14 protein-coding genes are annotated in these 14,858 nt (G+C 65.7%); 9 read left to right on the top strand and 5 right to left on the bottom strand.

Annotated features, from left to right (window positions below; genetic code table 11):
* Positions 1–179: 179 nt before the first annotated feature.
* Positions 180–470 carry a putative quinol monooxygenase gene (locus tag CUJ89_RS07975; protein ID WP_114176847.1) on the top strand — a complete coding sequence of 97 codons (291 nt, stop codon included), beginning with the start codon at positions 180–182 and terminating at the stop codon, positions 468–470.
* Positions 471–511: 41 nt separating this feature from the next.
* Here CUJ89_RS07975 and CUJ89_RS07980 read toward each other — a convergent pair whose 3' ends face one another.
* The 3 genes from CUJ89_RS07980 to CUJ89_RS07990 all read right to left on the bottom strand — a co-directional run bounded on the left by CUJ89_RS07980 (position 512) and on the right by CUJ89_RS07990 (position 2,128).
* Positions 512–769 carry a hypothetical protein gene (locus CUJ89_RS07980; RefSeq protein WP_011351788.1) on the bottom strand — a complete coding sequence of 86 codons (258 nt, stop codon included), beginning with the start codon at positions 767–769 and terminating at the stop codon, positions 512–514.
* 136 nt (positions 770–905) lie between these two features.
* A complete protein-coding gene (locus CUJ89_RS07985) occupies positions 906–1,190 on the bottom strand; it encodes a hypothetical protein (protein ID WP_114176848.1) in 285 nt (94 codons plus the stop codon).
* Positions 1,191–1,411: 221 nt separating this feature from the next.
* Positions 1,412–2,128 (bottom strand): YdcF family protein, encoded by a 717-nt coding sequence (locus CUJ89_RS07990; RefSeq protein ID WP_114176849.1) that lies wholly within the window; start codon positions 2,126–2,128, stop codon positions 1,412–1,414.
* 156 nt (positions 2,129–2,284) lie between these two features.
* Here CUJ89_RS07990 and CUJ89_RS07995 point away from each other — a divergent pair, with 156 nt between their 5' ends.
* Positions 2,285–2,602, top strand: coding sequence for a hypothetical protein (locus CUJ89_RS07995; RefSeq protein WP_006495354.1), 318 nt, complete (start codon positions 2,285–2,287; stop codon positions 2,600–2,602).
* A gap of 200 nt (positions 2,603–2,802) precedes the next feature.
* On the opposite strand, the gene CUJ89_RS08000 is transcribed toward CUJ89_RS07995, so the two are convergent.
* Positions 2,803–3,054, bottom strand: a complete 252-nt coding sequence (locus CUJ89_RS08000; protein WP_114176850.1) for a hypothetical protein — start codon at positions 3,052–3,054, stop codon at positions 2,803–2,805.
* A 200-nt stretch (positions 3,055–3,254) separates the two neighbouring features.
* Entirely contained in the window at positions 3,255–3,656 is a 402-nt protein-coding gene (locus CUJ89_RS08005) for a transposase (RefSeq protein WP_114176851.1), read from the bottom strand.
* Positions 3,657–4,084: 428 nt separating this feature from the next.
* Between CUJ89_RS08005 and CUJ89_RS08010 the strand changes: the two genes are divergently transcribed.
* The 7 genes from CUJ89_RS08010 (at position 4,085) to infB (ending at position 14,825) form a co-directional block, all read left to right on the top strand.
* On the top strand, positions 4,085–4,987 hold the full coding sequence (locus tag CUJ89_RS08010) for a LysR family transcriptional regulator (RefSeq protein ID WP_114176852.1): 903 nt from the start codon (positions 4,085–4,087) through the stop codon (positions 4,985–4,987).
* A 73-nt stretch (positions 4,988–5,060) separates the two neighbouring features.
* Positions 5,061–6,263 (top strand): pyridoxal phosphate-dependent aminotransferase, encoded by a 1,203-nt coding sequence (locus CUJ89_RS08015; RefSeq protein WP_114176853.1) that lies wholly within the window; start codon positions 5,061–5,063, stop codon positions 6,261–6,263.
* A 272-nt stretch (positions 6,264–6,535) separates the two neighbouring features.
* Positions 6,536–7,573 carry an SMC-Scp complex subunit ScpB gene (gene scpB, locus CUJ89_RS08020; RefSeq protein ID WP_114176854.1) on the top strand — a complete coding sequence of 346 codons (1,038 nt, stop codon included), beginning with the start codon at positions 6,536–6,538 and terminating at the stop codon, positions 7,571–7,573.
* Between the two features lie 60 nt (positions 7,574–7,633).
* Entirely contained in the window at positions 7,634–9,397 is a 1,764-nt protein-coding gene (rluB, locus tag CUJ89_RS08025) for a 23S rRNA pseudouridine(2605) synthase RluB (protein WP_114176855.1), read from the top strand.
* A 457-nt stretch (positions 9,398–9,854) separates the two neighbouring features.
* Positions 9,855–10,313 carry a ribosome maturation factor RimP gene (gene rimP / locus CUJ89_RS08030; RefSeq protein ID WP_089434939.1) on the top strand — a complete coding sequence of 153 codons (459 nt, stop codon included), beginning with the start codon at positions 9,855–9,857 and terminating at the stop codon, positions 10,311–10,313.
* Entirely contained in the window at positions 10,313–11,788 is a 1,476-nt protein-coding gene (nusA, locus tag CUJ89_RS08035) for a transcription termination factor NusA (protein ID WP_114176856.1), read from the top strand. The genes rimP and nusA overlap by 1 nt, the downstream gene beginning before the upstream one ends.
* Positions 11,789–11,879: 91 nt before the next feature.
* Positions 11,880–14,825 (top strand): translation initiation factor IF-2, encoded by a 2,946-nt coding sequence (gene infB, locus CUJ89_RS08040; protein ID WP_114176857.1) that lies wholly within the window; start codon positions 11,880–11,882, stop codon positions 14,823–14,825.
* The last annotated feature ends 33 nt before the right edge of the window (positions 14,826–14,858 follow it).

Genomic DNA, 14,858 nt, shown 5'->3' on the forward strand with positions numbered 1-14,858 from the left:
CCGCGCGCCAGCGTGCGGATCTCGATGGCCCCGTCGCCTATCCTCGTAGGGCGACGGTTTCGCCCGCGCTTCTCTGAAGCGCGGGCTATTTTTTTTGGGGGCCGTCGTGCAATGTCGCATCGGCGCGGCCGATGCGCGATTCGCGTATTCTCGGACTTTTCTGATTGAAGGGGGCGGGAATGGCGGAAATTGCAGTTGTGGCGCTGATCGTGGCGAAGGCGGGCGCCGAGGACAAACTGCGTACCGTGCTCGAGGGGATCGTCGAGCCGACCCGCAGCGAAGCGGGTGCATTGCAGTACGACCTGCACCGGGACCTGAAGGAGCCCGCGCGGTTCGTATTCGTCGAGCGCTGGGAGAGCGAGGCGGCGCTTGCCGCCCATGCGCGTTCCGCGCACATTCTCGCTTATCGCGAAGCAGCGGCGGACTGGATCGAGCGTTCCGAAATCCGCGTGCTGTCGAAGCTCGTCTGAGCGGGATGGGGCGACCGGACGTGTCCGGTCGCAGTGGCGCGTCAGTGCGACGTGCTGGGGACGTCGAGGATCAGGATGATCGTCCAGTCGGCGTCGCCGTCGTGATGATACTGGCGCTCGGCAACAATGAACGGTTGCTGCTTGCCTTGCGGGCCGAGGAACAGCACGTCGCCCTCCATCGGCAGGCACTCGATCGGCGGCAGCGCGAGGAACGCGTCTGCCGAGCCGCGGGGCATCAGTTGCTTGATCTGGCGAGTGGCGGCTTCGGTCCACTCGATGTCGAGTTGAATGTTGCTCATGCTGTCCTCCGCACCGGGGTGCGCACGGGTGGAAAATTTCGGTGCGCGACTTTAGCACAGCGCACGGGCGCCGCAACCAAAAAAGCCGAACCCGGTTGCCCGGATTCGGCTTTTCGCTTGTGCGGTGCCGCCGAACTTACTGGCTGGCAGCGTCTGCCGGCGCGGCCTTGGCGGCCTTCTTGCCGGCCTTCTTCGCCGCTGCCTTGTGGTGAGCAGCCTTCTTTGCGTGGTGATGCTCTTCCTGCATCGCCGGCTGTGCGGCCTCGGCCGCTTGCTGCTGCTGCAGCGCCTGTGCGCGCTGCTCGATCTCGGAGATCTTGGCCGGATCGGTAATGGTCTTGATTTCCGTGCTCTCTTGCGCATACGCTGCGCCAGTCAGCGCCGACATCGCTACCAGGATAGCCAGGGACGTCTTCTTCATTGCTTTACCTCCGCTAAGTGGTGATGAACCCGAGTGTTGCCGTTTTGTCTGGCGACTGCAATCGAGTGCGTGTCGAGTGTAACAAAAGTGACGGATCAATGTGCATCGGATCGCGGCGCGACGCAAGCCCGCGTTGAAGTCGCGCAACACTTCGCGCATTTCGTCACGCGCCTGCCATCCTGGGCGGTACCGCCATTTCCGCTCCCGCTTTCGCGCAGCCGTCAGAACCACCCGAGCCATCGGTAGACGTGGAATTGCGCGATGCCGACCAGTTCGTGCAGCGCCTGCTCGGCGTTGGCCACATTGCGCCAGCGCGGCAACCAGCCCGTTTGCGCGCGCCGGCAATTCGCGTAAACGGGCTGCGGATCGATGCCGAAACGGCGAAAATCGAGCAATGCGCGGCGCATCTGGTACGACGAGGTGACGAGAATGCGCGTGTCGTCATACTGTGAGCGTAGTATAGGCGCAGTGAATTTCGCATTTTCGTAGGTTGTACGGCTGTTCGGTTCGAGAACGAGGTCGGCGGGGGCGACGCCTTCGGCGACGAGTTGGCGCCCGTATACGGCCGCCTCGGTTTCGCCGTGACGCTGCGGGTCGCCGCCCGACATCACCACGGTGCAGTGCTCGGCCTGCTGCCGGCACATGCGATAGAGCGCCGCAACCTTGTGGATGCGCGCGATGCCGTCGGGTGGCGACTGCAGCCCGGTGCCGGTGCGATGTGTTCCGGCGCCGATGAGAATCAGTGTGGTCCGCCCGTGCATGTCCGGGTGCTCGACCGGCAGGACGCCTGCCTCGGTCCAGGCGATCAGCGGCGCGGCGAGCCAGCCTGTCGCGAGCAACCAGAGCAGCGCAACGGCGGCGATCGAGATGATTCGCCGCCGCTTGCGGCAGAGCATGAAACAGATGAAGAGAAGTACAAATGAATCGAACAGAATCAATTTGATTGGGGTAAGGTGTCTTTTTATGGACGGCTGATGATCCGGCCCTGAAGCGACGCCGAACGTCGGCCCCAGAATCGGTGGCGGTATCGGCGGGCGGAGACCTCGCCCGGCGCGCCGCTTCGCATTGTCGCTGCACTTTAAGAAAGAATCGAGATGGCCACGTATTCCAACGAAGCGGTGCTCGACGCATTGAGACGAGTGCAGTACCGCCAGGTACCGTGGGCACGCCGCCCGGGTGTGTTCGAGTATCTCCGTTCGCTCGGGCTGATGGACACGGTCAGGCAGAAGACCGTTGCCCCCGCGCCGGGCTTCCACGCACCGGTCGACATCGCCGTGCTGACCGACAGCGGTCGAGCCGAATTTTCGCGCCTCGAACGCGACGAAAAATTACTTTCCTGGACCGATCGCCGCATGGACGACTACGCATTGAGCGAAGCGAGCGCCGTGGCGATTCTCGAAAGTCGGCTGTAGCGGCGGACCATCCGGTCTCCCGTCTCGTGCGTCGGCGCGGGCCCGCGGAGCAAAAAAAAAGCCCGTATCGCGAGGATACGGGCGTACCGGATACTTTTGCTGTTGCCACGCTGTGCTCATGGCAACGATGTGACTCGTCGCATGCAGCGCAGTTCCCGAAAGCCGGCATTTTCTTTGGTGAAATCCTGAAATTCGCAGGACTACGGATGACGCGGTACGTCGGACGGCTGCGAGCCGATGCGCGCACGCGCGTTGCTGGCGATGTCGCCGCGCAGGTCGCCGCGCGGCACGGTCTGCCGGCTGGACGAGTTGGCGGACGGCGGCTGGCGGAGGGTGTTCCGGTGATCCTGCTGGCGATGAGGCGGCTTCGAGCGATCGTCGGCGTGGGCTGGAGCGGTCAGCGCCAGGGAAATGACAATGCCGCATGCAACGAGCAGTGACATTGGTTTCATGGCGGGGCTCCCTTCAAGCCGTCGACGCGGCCTGTTGATATGACGCTAAGGTAAGCGCGGGAGTGCAGGCTTGCTGTAAATATTGGTAAATAGATGTATCGCGGCACGACAACGCGGTAATCGACGGCAATGCAGGCGTCGCGAAAAAGCCGCGTCGCAGAAAGAAACCGGGCGGCCGAAGCCGCCCGATCGAGCATTCGTTACGCCATCTTGACGGGGGCGCGCCAGGATTCCGGATTGGTCCAGAAGGCGCCGCGCAGCCGGTCGCGGCTCGGCGGTGCGGGCGGCTTCGCAGCGCTTGCGCCGATGCGCCCGCGCAGCGAGATCTGCCGGCCGCTCGTGCCGAGTCGCTTCACGATTTCGGCGAGCGTGCCGTCCGCCTGCCATTCGTCGAAGCGACGGCGGCAAGTCGGCGGCGACGGATAGCGGCCCGGCAGCTTCGACCAGCCTTCACCCGTCGACAGCACCCACAGCACGGCGTTTACCACCGAGCGGGCTTCCACGCGGGGACGGCCGCGCCGCTCACTCCGTGCGGGTTCCGAGCAAAACAGACCCTCGACCAGCACCCACTCGTTATCTCTCAAATCGTCGAACAGCATCATGTCCTCACCTCAGCGAAGCTAACTCCGGTGCGCTGCCTTGCGCCGCGCACTCTTCAAGCACTCGATCGTCGAGTGCCGGGTGGGGGCGTCCGGTTGGCCGGCAGCGGCGTTTCTGCCTTTCCGTCCGACGAAACCTGCGCCCTGTGCGTCAGGTTATGCACGAAGCGTGCCACGTCGGAGGCGAATTCCGCGAGAGCCGCTTGGCAGCGCGCTAACGGCTAAGTCAGCTAGGGGCGTATGAGACGCCAAAATAACCCGCCAGCAAATCGGGACAATCACCAATCTTGTGCAGTTCGCCCGGGCCACGTGCGTTTGCGGATGTATTGCACCGCAGCGAAACATGTGCGGCAGGTGCCGGATTCGCACATCGAAGCCGGATTCGCGCATTAAAATCGCGCATCGATATCGACGATTGATGAGGTCAAGAGATGAACGTCACGCTGCGCCAGCTTCGCGTATTCATCGAGGTAGCGCGGCTCAAGAGCTTCAGTCGCGCGGGCGACGAGATCGGGCTGACGCAGTCCGCGGTCAGCCGCTGCGTGCGCGAACTCGAGGCCGAGCTCGGGCTGAAGCTCATCGACCGTACGACGCGCGACGTGCAACTGACCGACGTCGGCGCGAACCTGATCGCGAGCGTGTCGCGCCTGATCGACGATCTCGACGACACGCTGCGCGAGATTCGCGAGATCGGCGAGCAGCGCCGCGGGCGCGTGATCGTCGCGGCGAGCCCGACGATCGCATGCAGGCTGATGCCGCGCGTGGTTGCATCGTGCGAGCGCCAGTTCCCGTTCGTGACGCTGGGCCTGCGCGACGACGTGCAGAGCGACGTGTTGCGCAAGGTGAAGTCGAGCGAGGTCGATTTCGGCGTCGTGATCGGGCCGCTCACGGTCGCCGATCTCGTCTGCGAATCGCTGATGACCGATTCGTTCTGCCTCGTCGCGCGTGCCGACCATCCGCTCGCGGCGCGTGCCGAGGTGCCGTGGACGGCGCTGGACGGCGAGCGCCTCGTGCTCCTCGATCATGCGTCGGGAAGCCGGCCGCTGATCGATGCCGCGCTGGCCGCTCATCACGTCAATGCGACGGTCATGCAGGAGCTCGGGCATTCGGCGACCGTGTTCGGGCTCGTCGAGGCCGGCGTTGGCGTGAGCGTGCAACCGTGGCTGTCGTTGCCGCTGCCGGCCGGCTCGACACTCGTCGCACGGCCGCTCACGCCGCGTACCGAACGCACCGTCGAACTGGTGCGACGCCGCGACCGGTCGTTGTCGCCCGCTGCGCAGGCGATCTGGGAACTCGTGCGGCAGATGCCGGCGAGGGCGGAGGATCTCGACTGACGCGCCGACGTGCGCCGGTCCCGCTTGCGGGCCGGTACACTACGCGGATCGTGTCCCTCGGCGGTGGTTCTCGATGACGCATTCCGCAGATCTTTTTCCGGTGACCGGCGAGCCGGCGGCACGCGCCGCGGTGCACGCACTGCGGCCGTCGCTGATCCGGGAGGTGGCAAACGCCGGCTTCGGCGTGCCGGACATGCTGCCGTTCTGGTTCGGCGAATCCGATCGCGTGACGCCGGACTTCATCCGCGACGCCGCAGCGGCGGCGCTACGCGACGGAGCGACCTTCTACACGCACAACCTCGGCACGGCGCCGCTGCGCGACGCGATCGCAGCCTACGTCGGCGCGCGCCACGGTGCGACGGCGGCTGACTCGGTGGCCGTCACGAGTTCGGGCGTGAGCGCGCTGATGCTGGCCGCGCAGATGCTGGTCGGTCCGGGCGAGCGCGTCGTCGCGGTCACGCCGCTCTGGCCGAATCTCGTCGAGATTCCGAAGATCCTCGGTGCGCAGGTCGAGTGCGTGCCGCTCGGCTATGGCGACGCGGGCTGGCAGCTCGATGTCGGGCGGCTGCTCGAGGCGCTGACGCCCGATACGCGGATGCTGCTGATCAACTCGCCGAACAATCCGACCGGCTGGACGATGTCGCGCGACGATCAGCAGGCCGTGCTCGCCCATTGCCGTCGTCACGGCATCTGGCTGGTTGCCGATGAAGTGTACGAACGGCTCGCGTTCGGCGCAGGCGGCGCGCCGTCGTTCCTCGATATCGCATCGCGCGACGAACGGGTCGTCGTCGTGAATTCGTTCTCGAAGGCGTGGGCGATGACGGGCTGGCGGCTGGGATGGCTCATTGCGCCGGCATCCGTGATGGGCGACCTGTCGAAGCTCGTCGAATACAACACGTCGTGTGCGCCCGGCTTCGTGCAGGCTGCGGGCGAGGTCGCGCTGCGCGACGGCGAGCCGTTCGTGCGGTCGTTCGTCGCGGCGCTGCGCGAAGCGCGCGATCATCTGGTCGCTGCGCTGCGGACGCTGCCGGGCGTCGAGGTGCCGCCTCCGCCGGGCGCGATGTATCTGTTCCTGCGCCTGCCAGGCGCGGCCGACAGTCTCGCGTTCTGCAAGACGCTGGTGCGCGACGCGGGGCTCGGTCTTGCGCCCGGGCGTGCATTTGGCCCCGAGGGGGAAGGATTCGTGCGCTGGTGCTACGCATGCGATCCGGCACGACTCGACGCGGGCGTCGAGCGACTGCGCCGGTTTCTCGCGCGCGGCGCGGCCGCCTGTTGAAGCAGGGCCGGAACGGACGCGGCGCACTGGCGGTGGCCTGCTCGGCTCATCTTTACGCACCGGGCAATTTTGCGTAATATGGCGCTCAGTCACGCGGTTCCGTCGTTGAGCCGTGCTGTTCCGTCCGGTTTGGGCCTGGCCTGAAGTTGGTTCGCCGCCCCCGGTTCGTGCTCCCATCAATATGACCGATCAGAATCGGGCGAGCGCGTCTTCCGTTCCTTTCGTCTGTTTGTTGATCCGGTTCGTTTGACCACAGGGTCTGGCCTAGCTGCATGAATACCCAAGAGGCGAAGATCGTCCTCGAGACTGCTTTGATCTGCGCGCAGGAACCGCTGAAGCTCGGCGATTTGCGCAAGCTCTTTGCCGACGGCGTGTCGGCTGACACGGTCCGCACGTTGCTCGAAGATCTGAAACAGGATTGGTCCGGCCGCGGCGTCGAACTGGTGGCGCTGGCGACCGGATGGCGCTTTCAGAGCAAGCCGGCGATGCGTCATTATCTGGATCGCCTGCATCCCGAGAAGCCGCCGAAATATTCGCGTGCGGTACTCGAAACGCTCGCGATCATCGCGTACCGGCAGCCCGTCACGCGCGGCGACATCGAAGAGATTCGCGGCGTCACGGTCAATACGCAGGTGGTCAAGCAGCTCGAGGATCGCAGCTGGATCGAGGTGATCGGTCATCGTGACGTGCCGGGGCGCCCGGCGCTGTATGCGACGACCAAGCAGTTCCTCGACGATCTCGGCCTGAAGGCGCTCGACGACCTGCCTGCGCTCGAAGAGCCGGCTGCGAACATCGAGGCCGCGCTGCTTGCGCAGCAGGCAATGGACTTCGACGGTGACGTGCCGGTTGCCGACGACACAGCGGGCGACGTGCCGCAGGCGCAGGCGGATGAAGTGTCCGTCGGCCAGTTGGTCGAATTGCCGGGCGATGCCGCGGCCGATGTCGCGTCGACGCAGGAAATCCCGAGCCGCGATACGCTCGATGCTGATCGCGGGCAAATGGAACAAACGGAACAGGTTGGCGCCGAAGCAGCGCCGACCGGTGTGCAGCCCGAGCCGCCGCGCGCGGATTGGAGCGAGGAAGATCGCAAGCCGGCCGCCGAAGCGGCTGCCGGAGACGGAGCGGAAGCGGCCGGGGACATGCCCGGCGAGGCTGGCCAGGCCGACGCCTCCCGCTCCCGTCCTGCGGACGGCGAGATGCTGGACGACACGTCCGACAGTCTCGCGGATGCCGTACGAAGCGCCAGTGCGCCCATCGGTGCCGACGCGCTGCCGGACGACGAAGCAGAACCCGAACAGCGTCGCGCCTGAGCGCGGCCAACTTCTTGCCGCGCCCGCGCCGGGCGCGAGACCTGACATTTTGAGGTTGTTTTGACAGATATCCACGATATTGAATCGTCCGCGCCTGCCGTGCAGGCAGCGCGTGCCGACGATGCACCGGAGCAGGACGCTTCGGCCGCGGGTGGCGACGAGCGTCCCCGTCGCGGTCTGCGGCGAGGCCCGCGCAGCCTGATCGCGCGCCGTCGCGCGGCGGCCAAGTCGAAGGGCGCCGAAGGCGAGCAGCAGGGCGGCGAAGGCGCGGACGCGCAGCCGGCCGAGGCCGCCGAAGCGCAGCCGGCGCGTGCGCCGCGCAAGGAAGGTGCGGCCAAGGGCGGTCGCAAGCCGGCCGTCAAGCGCGAAGGCGCGGCCAAGGACGGCCAGGGTGCCCAGGGCGGCCAAGGCCGACGCGGTAGCGCACCGAAGGCTGACGGCGGCTCGGCGAAGGCGGAAGGCGATGCGTCCCAGGACGAACTGTTCGCGTACGTGACGTCGCCGGCATTCGACGCGGACAACTCCGCGGGCGGTAGCGGCGTGCGTGCGCCGATGCTGCGTCGTGGTCGAAGCCAGCCGGCGAACAAGCGCGTGCTGTCGCCGGACGACGACGCGCCCAAGCTTCACAAGGTGCTGGCGGAAGCGGGCATGGGCTCGCGCCGCGAAATGGAAGAGCTGATCGTCGCCGGCCGCGTGTCGGTGAACGGCGAGCCCGCGCACATCGGCCAGCGCATCATGCCGACCGACCAGGTGCGGATCAACGGCAAGCCGGTCAAGCGCAAGCTGCAGAACAAGCCGCCGCGCGTGCTGCTGTACCACAAGCCGACGGGCGAGATCGTCAGTCATGCGGATCCGGAAGGCCGTCCGTCGGTATTCGACCGTCTGCCGCCGATGAAGACGGCGAAATGGCTTGCGGTGGGCCGCCTCGACTTCAATACCGAAGGTCTGCTGATGCTGACGACCTCGGGTGACCTCGCGAACCGCTTCATGCATCCGCGCTACAGCGTCGAGCGCGAGTACGCGGTACGCGTCGTCGGCGAGCTGGCCGAAGGCGCGCGGCAGAAGCTGCTGCACGGTGTCGAGCTGGATGACGGTCCGGCGAACTTCCTGCGCATTCGGGACGGCGGCGGCGAAGGCACGAACCATTGGTATCACGTCGCGCTGGCCGAAGGCCGCAACCGAGAAGTGCGCCGGATGTTCGAGTCGGTCGGCTTGATGGTGAGCCGGCTGATCCGTACGCGTCACGGCCCGATCCCGTTGCCGCGCGGCCTGAAGCGCGGCCGCTGGGAGGAACTCGACGACGCGCAGGTGCGCAAGCTGATGGCGACCGTCGGCCTGAAGGCGCCGTCCGAGGAGAAGGGCAAGCGCGGCGGTGCCGGCGAGGCCGAGCGTCGCCAGCCGGATCCGATGCAGACGTCGATGGGCTTCATCGGCCGCGAGCCGGTGCTGACGACGCACGGGCAGCTCGACCAGCCGCGTCGTGGCGGCGGCCGGCGCGGCGGGCCGGGCCTGCCGGGCCTGAGCGGCTACGGCAGCCTGCCGGTTGCGCCGTCGGGCTACGGCAACCGCACCGGTGGTGTCCGCGATGGCAACCGCACTGGCGGCGGCCGCGATGGCAATCGTTCGGGCGGCGGCGGCCGTGAGGTTGACGGCAATCGCGCGTCGTATGGCGCAGGCCCCAAGCGAGATGGCGCGGGCCCCAAGCGCGGCGGCGGCAAGGGTGGCAATCGTAATCCGAACGGCAATCGTACCGAAGGCGCCGGCAATGGCGGCGGCCCGCGCGGCGGCCAGCGTCCGCAGCGCAGTCGCACGCGCAGCCGCTGAGCGTTCAGGCGTGCGGCGGCGCAAAGCCGCCCGCGTGCCGGCGGGATCGGCATCCGTCCGGTTTTGTCGGCACGGCGCATTGCGTTTATTGCTTTCGACTGTATATATGTCACGTGCCGCTGCATGGCCGCCGGCATAGCCGATCTCCGGCGCGGCAGGATTGCGCCGCTTGATCGGGCAGCCCGATTTCGCATTTTCGGTCCGTAAAGGCAGGCGACGCGCCGCTTTTACCGGCTGGCTTGGCGTTTGCGCCAAAAATCGCTATAATCGCGGAGTCGCTGGGCGTACGGATTCAATGTGCGGCTCAGGTGCGACCACCAGTAAGAGAAGATGGGCGTTCCGCCCATTTTTTTTTGCTGAAACGGTTAGGCACTTCGGGTAGCGCTTCCTGCGCCGGCTAAGGCGCGCGCCCGCGGGTGAATCGCGAGCGGCGGGCGCGAACACCTGAGAGGACACAGTGCAACTGACGGAACTGATAGAAACCACGGTCACCGGGCTCGGCTACGAGCTGGTGGATCTCGAGCGCACCGGGCGCGGCATGCTTTGCATCTATATCGATCAGCCTGCCGGCATCTCGCTCGAAGATTGCGAAAAGGTCACGCGTCAGCTCCAGCACGTCTTGACGGTCGAAAACATCGATTACGAACGGCTCGAAGTCTCGTCCCCGGGGCTCGACCGCCCGTTGAAGAAGCTGGCCGACTTCGAGCGCTTCGTCGGCAGCGAAGTTTCCGTGACCTTGAAAAAGCCGCTGGACGGGCGCAAGACGTACCGGGGCATTCTGCACGCGCCGAATGGCGAAACGATCGGTTTGGAATTTGAGGGGAAGAAGGGCGAGGCGGCCATGCTGGATTTCACGCTGGCAGATATCGACAAAGCCCGCCTGATTCCGCAAGTTGACTTTAGGAGCCGCAAATAATGAGTCGCGAAGTGTTGATGCTGGTGGATGCGCTGGCGCGCGAGAAAAACGTCGACAAGGATGTGGTGCTGGGCGCCCTCGAGGCCGCGCTCGCTTCCGCTTCCAAGAAGCTGTTCGACGAAGGCGCCGAAATCCGCGTCCATATCGATCGCGAAAGCGGCGAGCACGAAACCTTCCGTCGCTGGCTTGTCGTACCCGACGAGGCAGGCTTGCAGGAGCCGGATCGCGAGATCCTGCTGTTCGAAGCACGTGAGCAGAAGTCCGACGTTGAAGTCGGCGAATATGTCGAGGAACCCGTCCCGTCGATCGAGTTCGGTCGCATCGGCGCGCAGGCCGCGAAGCAGGTGATCCTGCAGAAGGTGCGCGACGCCGAGCGCGAGCAGATCCTGAACGATTACCTCGAGCGTGGCGAAAAGATCATGACGGGTACGGTGAAGCGCCTCGACAAGGGCAATTTCATCGTCGAATCGGGCCGTGTCGAGGCGCTGCTGCGCCGCGATCAGCTGATCCCGAAGGAAAACCTGCGCGTGGGCGACCGCGTGCGTGCGTACATCGCGAAGGTCGACCGCACCGCGCGCGGCCCGCAGATCGAGCTGTCGCGCACGGCGCCCGAGTTCCTGATGAAGCTGTTCGAGATGGAAGTGCCGGAAATCGAGCAGGGCCTGCTCGAGATCAAGGCGGCAGCCCGCGACCCGGGCGTGCGCGCAAAGATCGGCGTCATCGCATACGACAAGCGGATCGATCCGATCGGCACCTGCGTCGGCATCCGCGGTTCCCGCGTGCAGGCCGTGCGCAACGAGCTCGGTGGCGAAAACATCGACATCGTGCTATGGTCCGAGGATCCCGCCCAGTTCGTGATCGGCGCGCTCGCGCCGGCAGCTGTCCAGTCGATCGTCGTCGATGAAGAAAAGCACTCGATGGACGTCGTCGTCGACGAGAACGAGCTGGCTGTCGCGATCGGCCGCAGCGGTCAGAACGTTCGCCTTGCCGGCGAACTGACCGGCTGGCAGATCAACATCATGACGCCGGACGAATCCGCCCTGAAGCAGGGTGAAGAGCGCGACCGGCTGCGTGCGCTGTTCATGGCGCGTCTCGACGTCGACGAAGAAGTTGCCGACATCCTGATCGACGAAGGCTTCACGAGCCTCGAAGAGATCGCCTACGTGCCGCTCAACGAAATGCTTGAAATCGAGGCGTTCGACGAGGACACCGTGCACGAACTGCGCAACCGCGCACGCGACGCGCTGCTGACGATGGCCATCGCGAACGAAGAAAAGGTCGAGAACGCAGCGCTGGATCTCAAGAGCCTCGACGGCGTCACGTCGGAGTTGCTCGCGAAGCTGGCCGAACACGGCATGCAGACGCGCGACGATCTCGCCGAGCTGGCTGTGGATGAACTGGTCGACATGACCGGGATGGAAGAGGATGCCGCTAAGGCGTTGATCATGAAAGCACGTGAACACTGGTTCCAGTGAGAAATGACCATGGCGCACTGATTTGATGGCGGCCGTATGGCCTGACCCGATGCTAACAGCAAGGAATCGGTCCTTGCACTAAGAGGAATGAATGGCGAGTAACAACGTAGCCCAATTTGCCGCGGAACTGAAAATGCCTGCTGGTGTGCTGCTCGAACAGCTGCAGGCAGCGGGCGTCCAGAAAGCGAGTGAAGACGACGCGCTGTCCGAAACGGACAAGGCGCGTCTGCTCGATCATTTGCGCAAGTCGCACGGCGCAACCGACGGCGACAAGCGCAAGATCACGCTGACCCGCAAGCATACGTCGGAGATCAAGCAATCTGACGCGACGGGCAAGGCTCGCACCATTCAGGTCGAGGTCCGCAAGAAGCGCACGTTCGTCAAGCGCGACGAAGTGAGCGACGGTGCGGAACAGGGTCAGGCGCAGGTCGCCGAAGCGGACGACGATGCGGAACTGAAGCGTCGCGAGGAAGAGGCGCGCCGCGAGGCCGAGCTGCTCGAGAAGCAGGCGCAGGAACTGCGCGAGCGCCAGGAACGCCTCGAGCGCGAGGAAGCCGAACGTCGCGCCCGCGAGGAAGCGGCCGAAGCCGAGCGCCGTCGCGCCGAGGAAGAAGCGGCGGCGAAGCGTGCCGCGGTCGAAGCCTCTACGGCACAGCAGCAGGCGGCAGCGCAGCAAGCCGCCGCGGCCGAGCAGGCAGCGACGAGTGCGAAGCCTGCGCAGGACGAAGCGACTGCGCAGTCCGCGCAGGACGAAGCACGCGCAGCCGCCGAACGTGCGGCGCAGCGCGAAGCGGCGAAGAAGGCTGAAGACGCTGCCCGCGAGGCGGCGGACAAGGCGCGTGCCGAGCAGGAAGAAATTCGCAAGCGTCGCGAGGCGGCAGAAGCCGAAGCGCGCGCGATCCGCGAAATGATGAACACGCCGCGCAAGGCCATGGTCAAGGCAGTTGAGCCGCCGAAGCCGGTCGAGCCGCCGAAGCCGGCCGAAGCGAAGGGCACGCTGCACAAGCCAGCGAAGCCCGAAGGCGCGCAGGCGCGTCCGGCTGTGAAGAAGCCGGCCGGTGCTGCACCGGCAACGACGCAGGCGCCGGCAGGCGCGGGCGACCGCAACAAGAAGCCGGGCGCAGGCAAGGGCGGCTGGCAGGACGACGCGTCGAAGCGTCGCGGCATCAAGACGCGCGGCGACTCGAGCGGCGGCGTCGACCGCGGCTGGCGCGGCGGCCCGAAGGGTCGTGGCCGTCATCAGGACAGCGCATCGTCGTTCCAGGCGCCGACCGAACCGATCATCCGTGAAGTGCACGTGCCGGAAACCGTTTCGGTTGCCGATCTCGCGCACAAGATGTCGATCAAGGCCTCCGAAGTCATCAAGGTGATGATGAAGATGGGCCAGATGGTCACGATCAACCAGGTGCTGGACCAGGAAACGGCGATGATCGTCGTCGAGGAACTGGGCCACCGTGCGGTTGCCGCGAAGCTGGACGATCCGGAAGCGCTGCTCGTCGAAGGCGAAACCGGTACCGATGCGGAGCAACTGCCGCGTCCGCCGGTCGTCACGGTGATGGGTCACGTCGACCACGGCAAGACCTCGCTGCTCGACCACATCCGCCGCGCGAAGGTTGCCGCAGGCGAAGCGGGCGGCATTACGCAGCACATCGGCGCCTATCACGTCGACACGCCGCGCGGCGTCATCACGTTCCTCGATACGCCGGGTCACGAAGCGTTCACGGCAATGCGTGCACGCGGCGCGAAGGCGACCGACATCGTGGTGCTGGTGGTGGCGGCCGACGACGGCGTGATGCCGCAGACGAAGGAAGCCATCGCCCACGCGAAGGCGGGTGGCGTGCCGATCGTCGTCGCGATCAACAAGATCGACAAGCCGGATGCGAACCTCGATCGCGTCAAGCAGGAACTGGTCGCGGAAGGTGTCGTGCCGGAAGAATACGGTGGCGATTCGCCGTTCGTGCCGGTGTCGGCGAAGACGGGCGCGGGTATCGACGATCTGCTCGAGAACTTGCTGCTGCAGGCCGAAGTGCTGGAACTGAAGGCACCGGTCGAAGCGCCGGCCAAGGGCCTCGTGATCGAAGCGAAGCTCGACAAGGGCAAGGGCCCGGTCGCGACGATCCTCGTGCAGTCCGGTACGCTGAACCGCGGCGATATCGTGCTCGCGGGCTCGGCCTACGGCCGCGTGCGCGCGATGCTCGACGAGAACGGCAAGCCGACGAAGGAAGCCGGCCCGTCGATCCCGGTCGAAATCCAGGGTCTGTCGGAAGTGCCGGGCGCGGGCGAGGAAGTGATCGTGCTGCCGGACGAGCGCAAGGCGCGTGAAATCGCACTGTTCCGTCAGGGCAAGTTCCGTGACGTGAAGCTCGCGAAGCAGCAGGCCGCGAAGCTGGAAAGCATGCTCGAGCAGATGGGCGAAGGCGAAGTGCAGAACCTGCCGCTTATCGTCAAGGCCGACGTGCAGGGCTCGCAGGAAGCGCTCGTGCAGTCGCTGCTCAAGCTGTCGACCGACGAAGTGCGCGTGCAGATCGTGCACGGCGCGGTGGGCGGCATCAGCGAAAACGACGTCAACCTTGCAACGGCGTCGAAGGCCGTCATCATCGGCTTCAACACGCGTGCGGATGCGCAGGCGCGCAAGCTCGCGGAAGCCAATGGCGTCGACATCCGCTACTACAACATCATCTATGATGCAGTGGATGAGGTGAAGGCAGCGATGTCGGGCATGCTGGCGCCGGAGAAGCGCGAAGTCATCACCGGTACGGTCGAGGTGCGCCAGGTCTTCAAGGTGCCGAAGATCGGCACGGTCGCTGGCTGTATGGTGACGGACGGTATCGTCAAGCGCTCGTCGTCGGTTCGCGTGCTGCGCAACAACGTCGTGATCTTCACGGGCGAACTCGAATCGCTGAAGCGCTTCAAGGACGACGTGAAGGAAGTGAAGCAAGGCTTCGAGTGCGGTATGTCGGTGAAGAACTTCAACGACGTCATCGAAGGCGACCAGTTCGAAGTCTTCGAAGTGACCGAAGTCGCGCGTACGTTGTAATCGTCGCGCATCGGCTCATGGGCGGGGCAGGCT

It is taken from the genome of Burkholderia pyrrocinia, assembly GCF_003330765.1.
GTDB classification, from domain to species: Bacteria; Pseudomonadota; Gammaproteobacteria; order Burkholderiales; family Burkholderiaceae; genus Burkholderia; species Burkholderia pyrrocinia_B.

What these genes read in the sequence shown, in the direction of transcription:
- CUJ89_RS08000 (WP_114176850.1), bottom strand. Translation starts at nt 3,054, where the DNA reads ATGAAACCAATGTCACTGCTCGTTGCATGCGGCATTGTCATTTCCCTG.
- CUJ89_RS07975 (WP_114176847.1), top strand. Translation starts at nt 180, where the DNA reads ATGGCGGAAATTGCAGTTGTGGCGCTGATCGTGGCGAAGGCGGGCGCC.
- nusA (WP_114176856.1), top strand. Translation starts at nt 10,313, where the DNA reads ATGAGTCGCGAAGTGTTGATGCTGGTGGATGCGCTGGCGCGCGAGAAA.
- CUJ89_RS08015 (WP_114176853.1), top strand. Translation starts at nt 5,061, where the DNA reads ATGACGCATTCCGCAGATCTTTTTCCGGTGACCGGCGAGCCGGCGGCA.
- CUJ89_RS07995 (WP_006495354.1), top strand. Translation starts at nt 2,285, where the DNA reads ATGGCCACGTATTCCAACGAAGCGGTGCTCGACGCATTGAGACGAGTG.
- CUJ89_RS08005 (WP_114176851.1), bottom strand. Translation starts at nt 3,656, where the DNA reads ATGATGCTGTTCGACGATTTGAGAGATAACGAGTGGGTGCTGGTCGAG.
- CUJ89_RS07985 (WP_114176848.1), bottom strand. Translation starts at nt 1,190, where the DNA reads ATGAAGAAGACGTCCCTGGCTATCCTGGTAGCGATGTCGGCGCTGACT.
- scpB (WP_114176854.1), top strand. Translation starts at nt 6,536, where the DNA reads ATGAATACCCAAGAGGCGAAGATCGTCCTCGAGACTGCTTTGATCTGC.
- infB (WP_114176857.1), top strand. Translation starts at nt 11,880, where the DNA reads ATGGCGAGTAACAACGTAGCCCAATTTGCCGCGGAACTGAAAATGCCT.
- CUJ89_RS08010 (WP_114176852.1), top strand. Translation starts at nt 4,085, where the DNA reads ATGAACGTCACGCTGCGCCAGCTTCGCGTATTCATCGAGGTAGCGCGG.
- CUJ89_RS07980 (WP_011351788.1), bottom strand. Translation starts at nt 769, where the DNA reads ATGAGCAACATTCAACTCGACATCGAGTGGACCGAAGCCGCCACTCGC.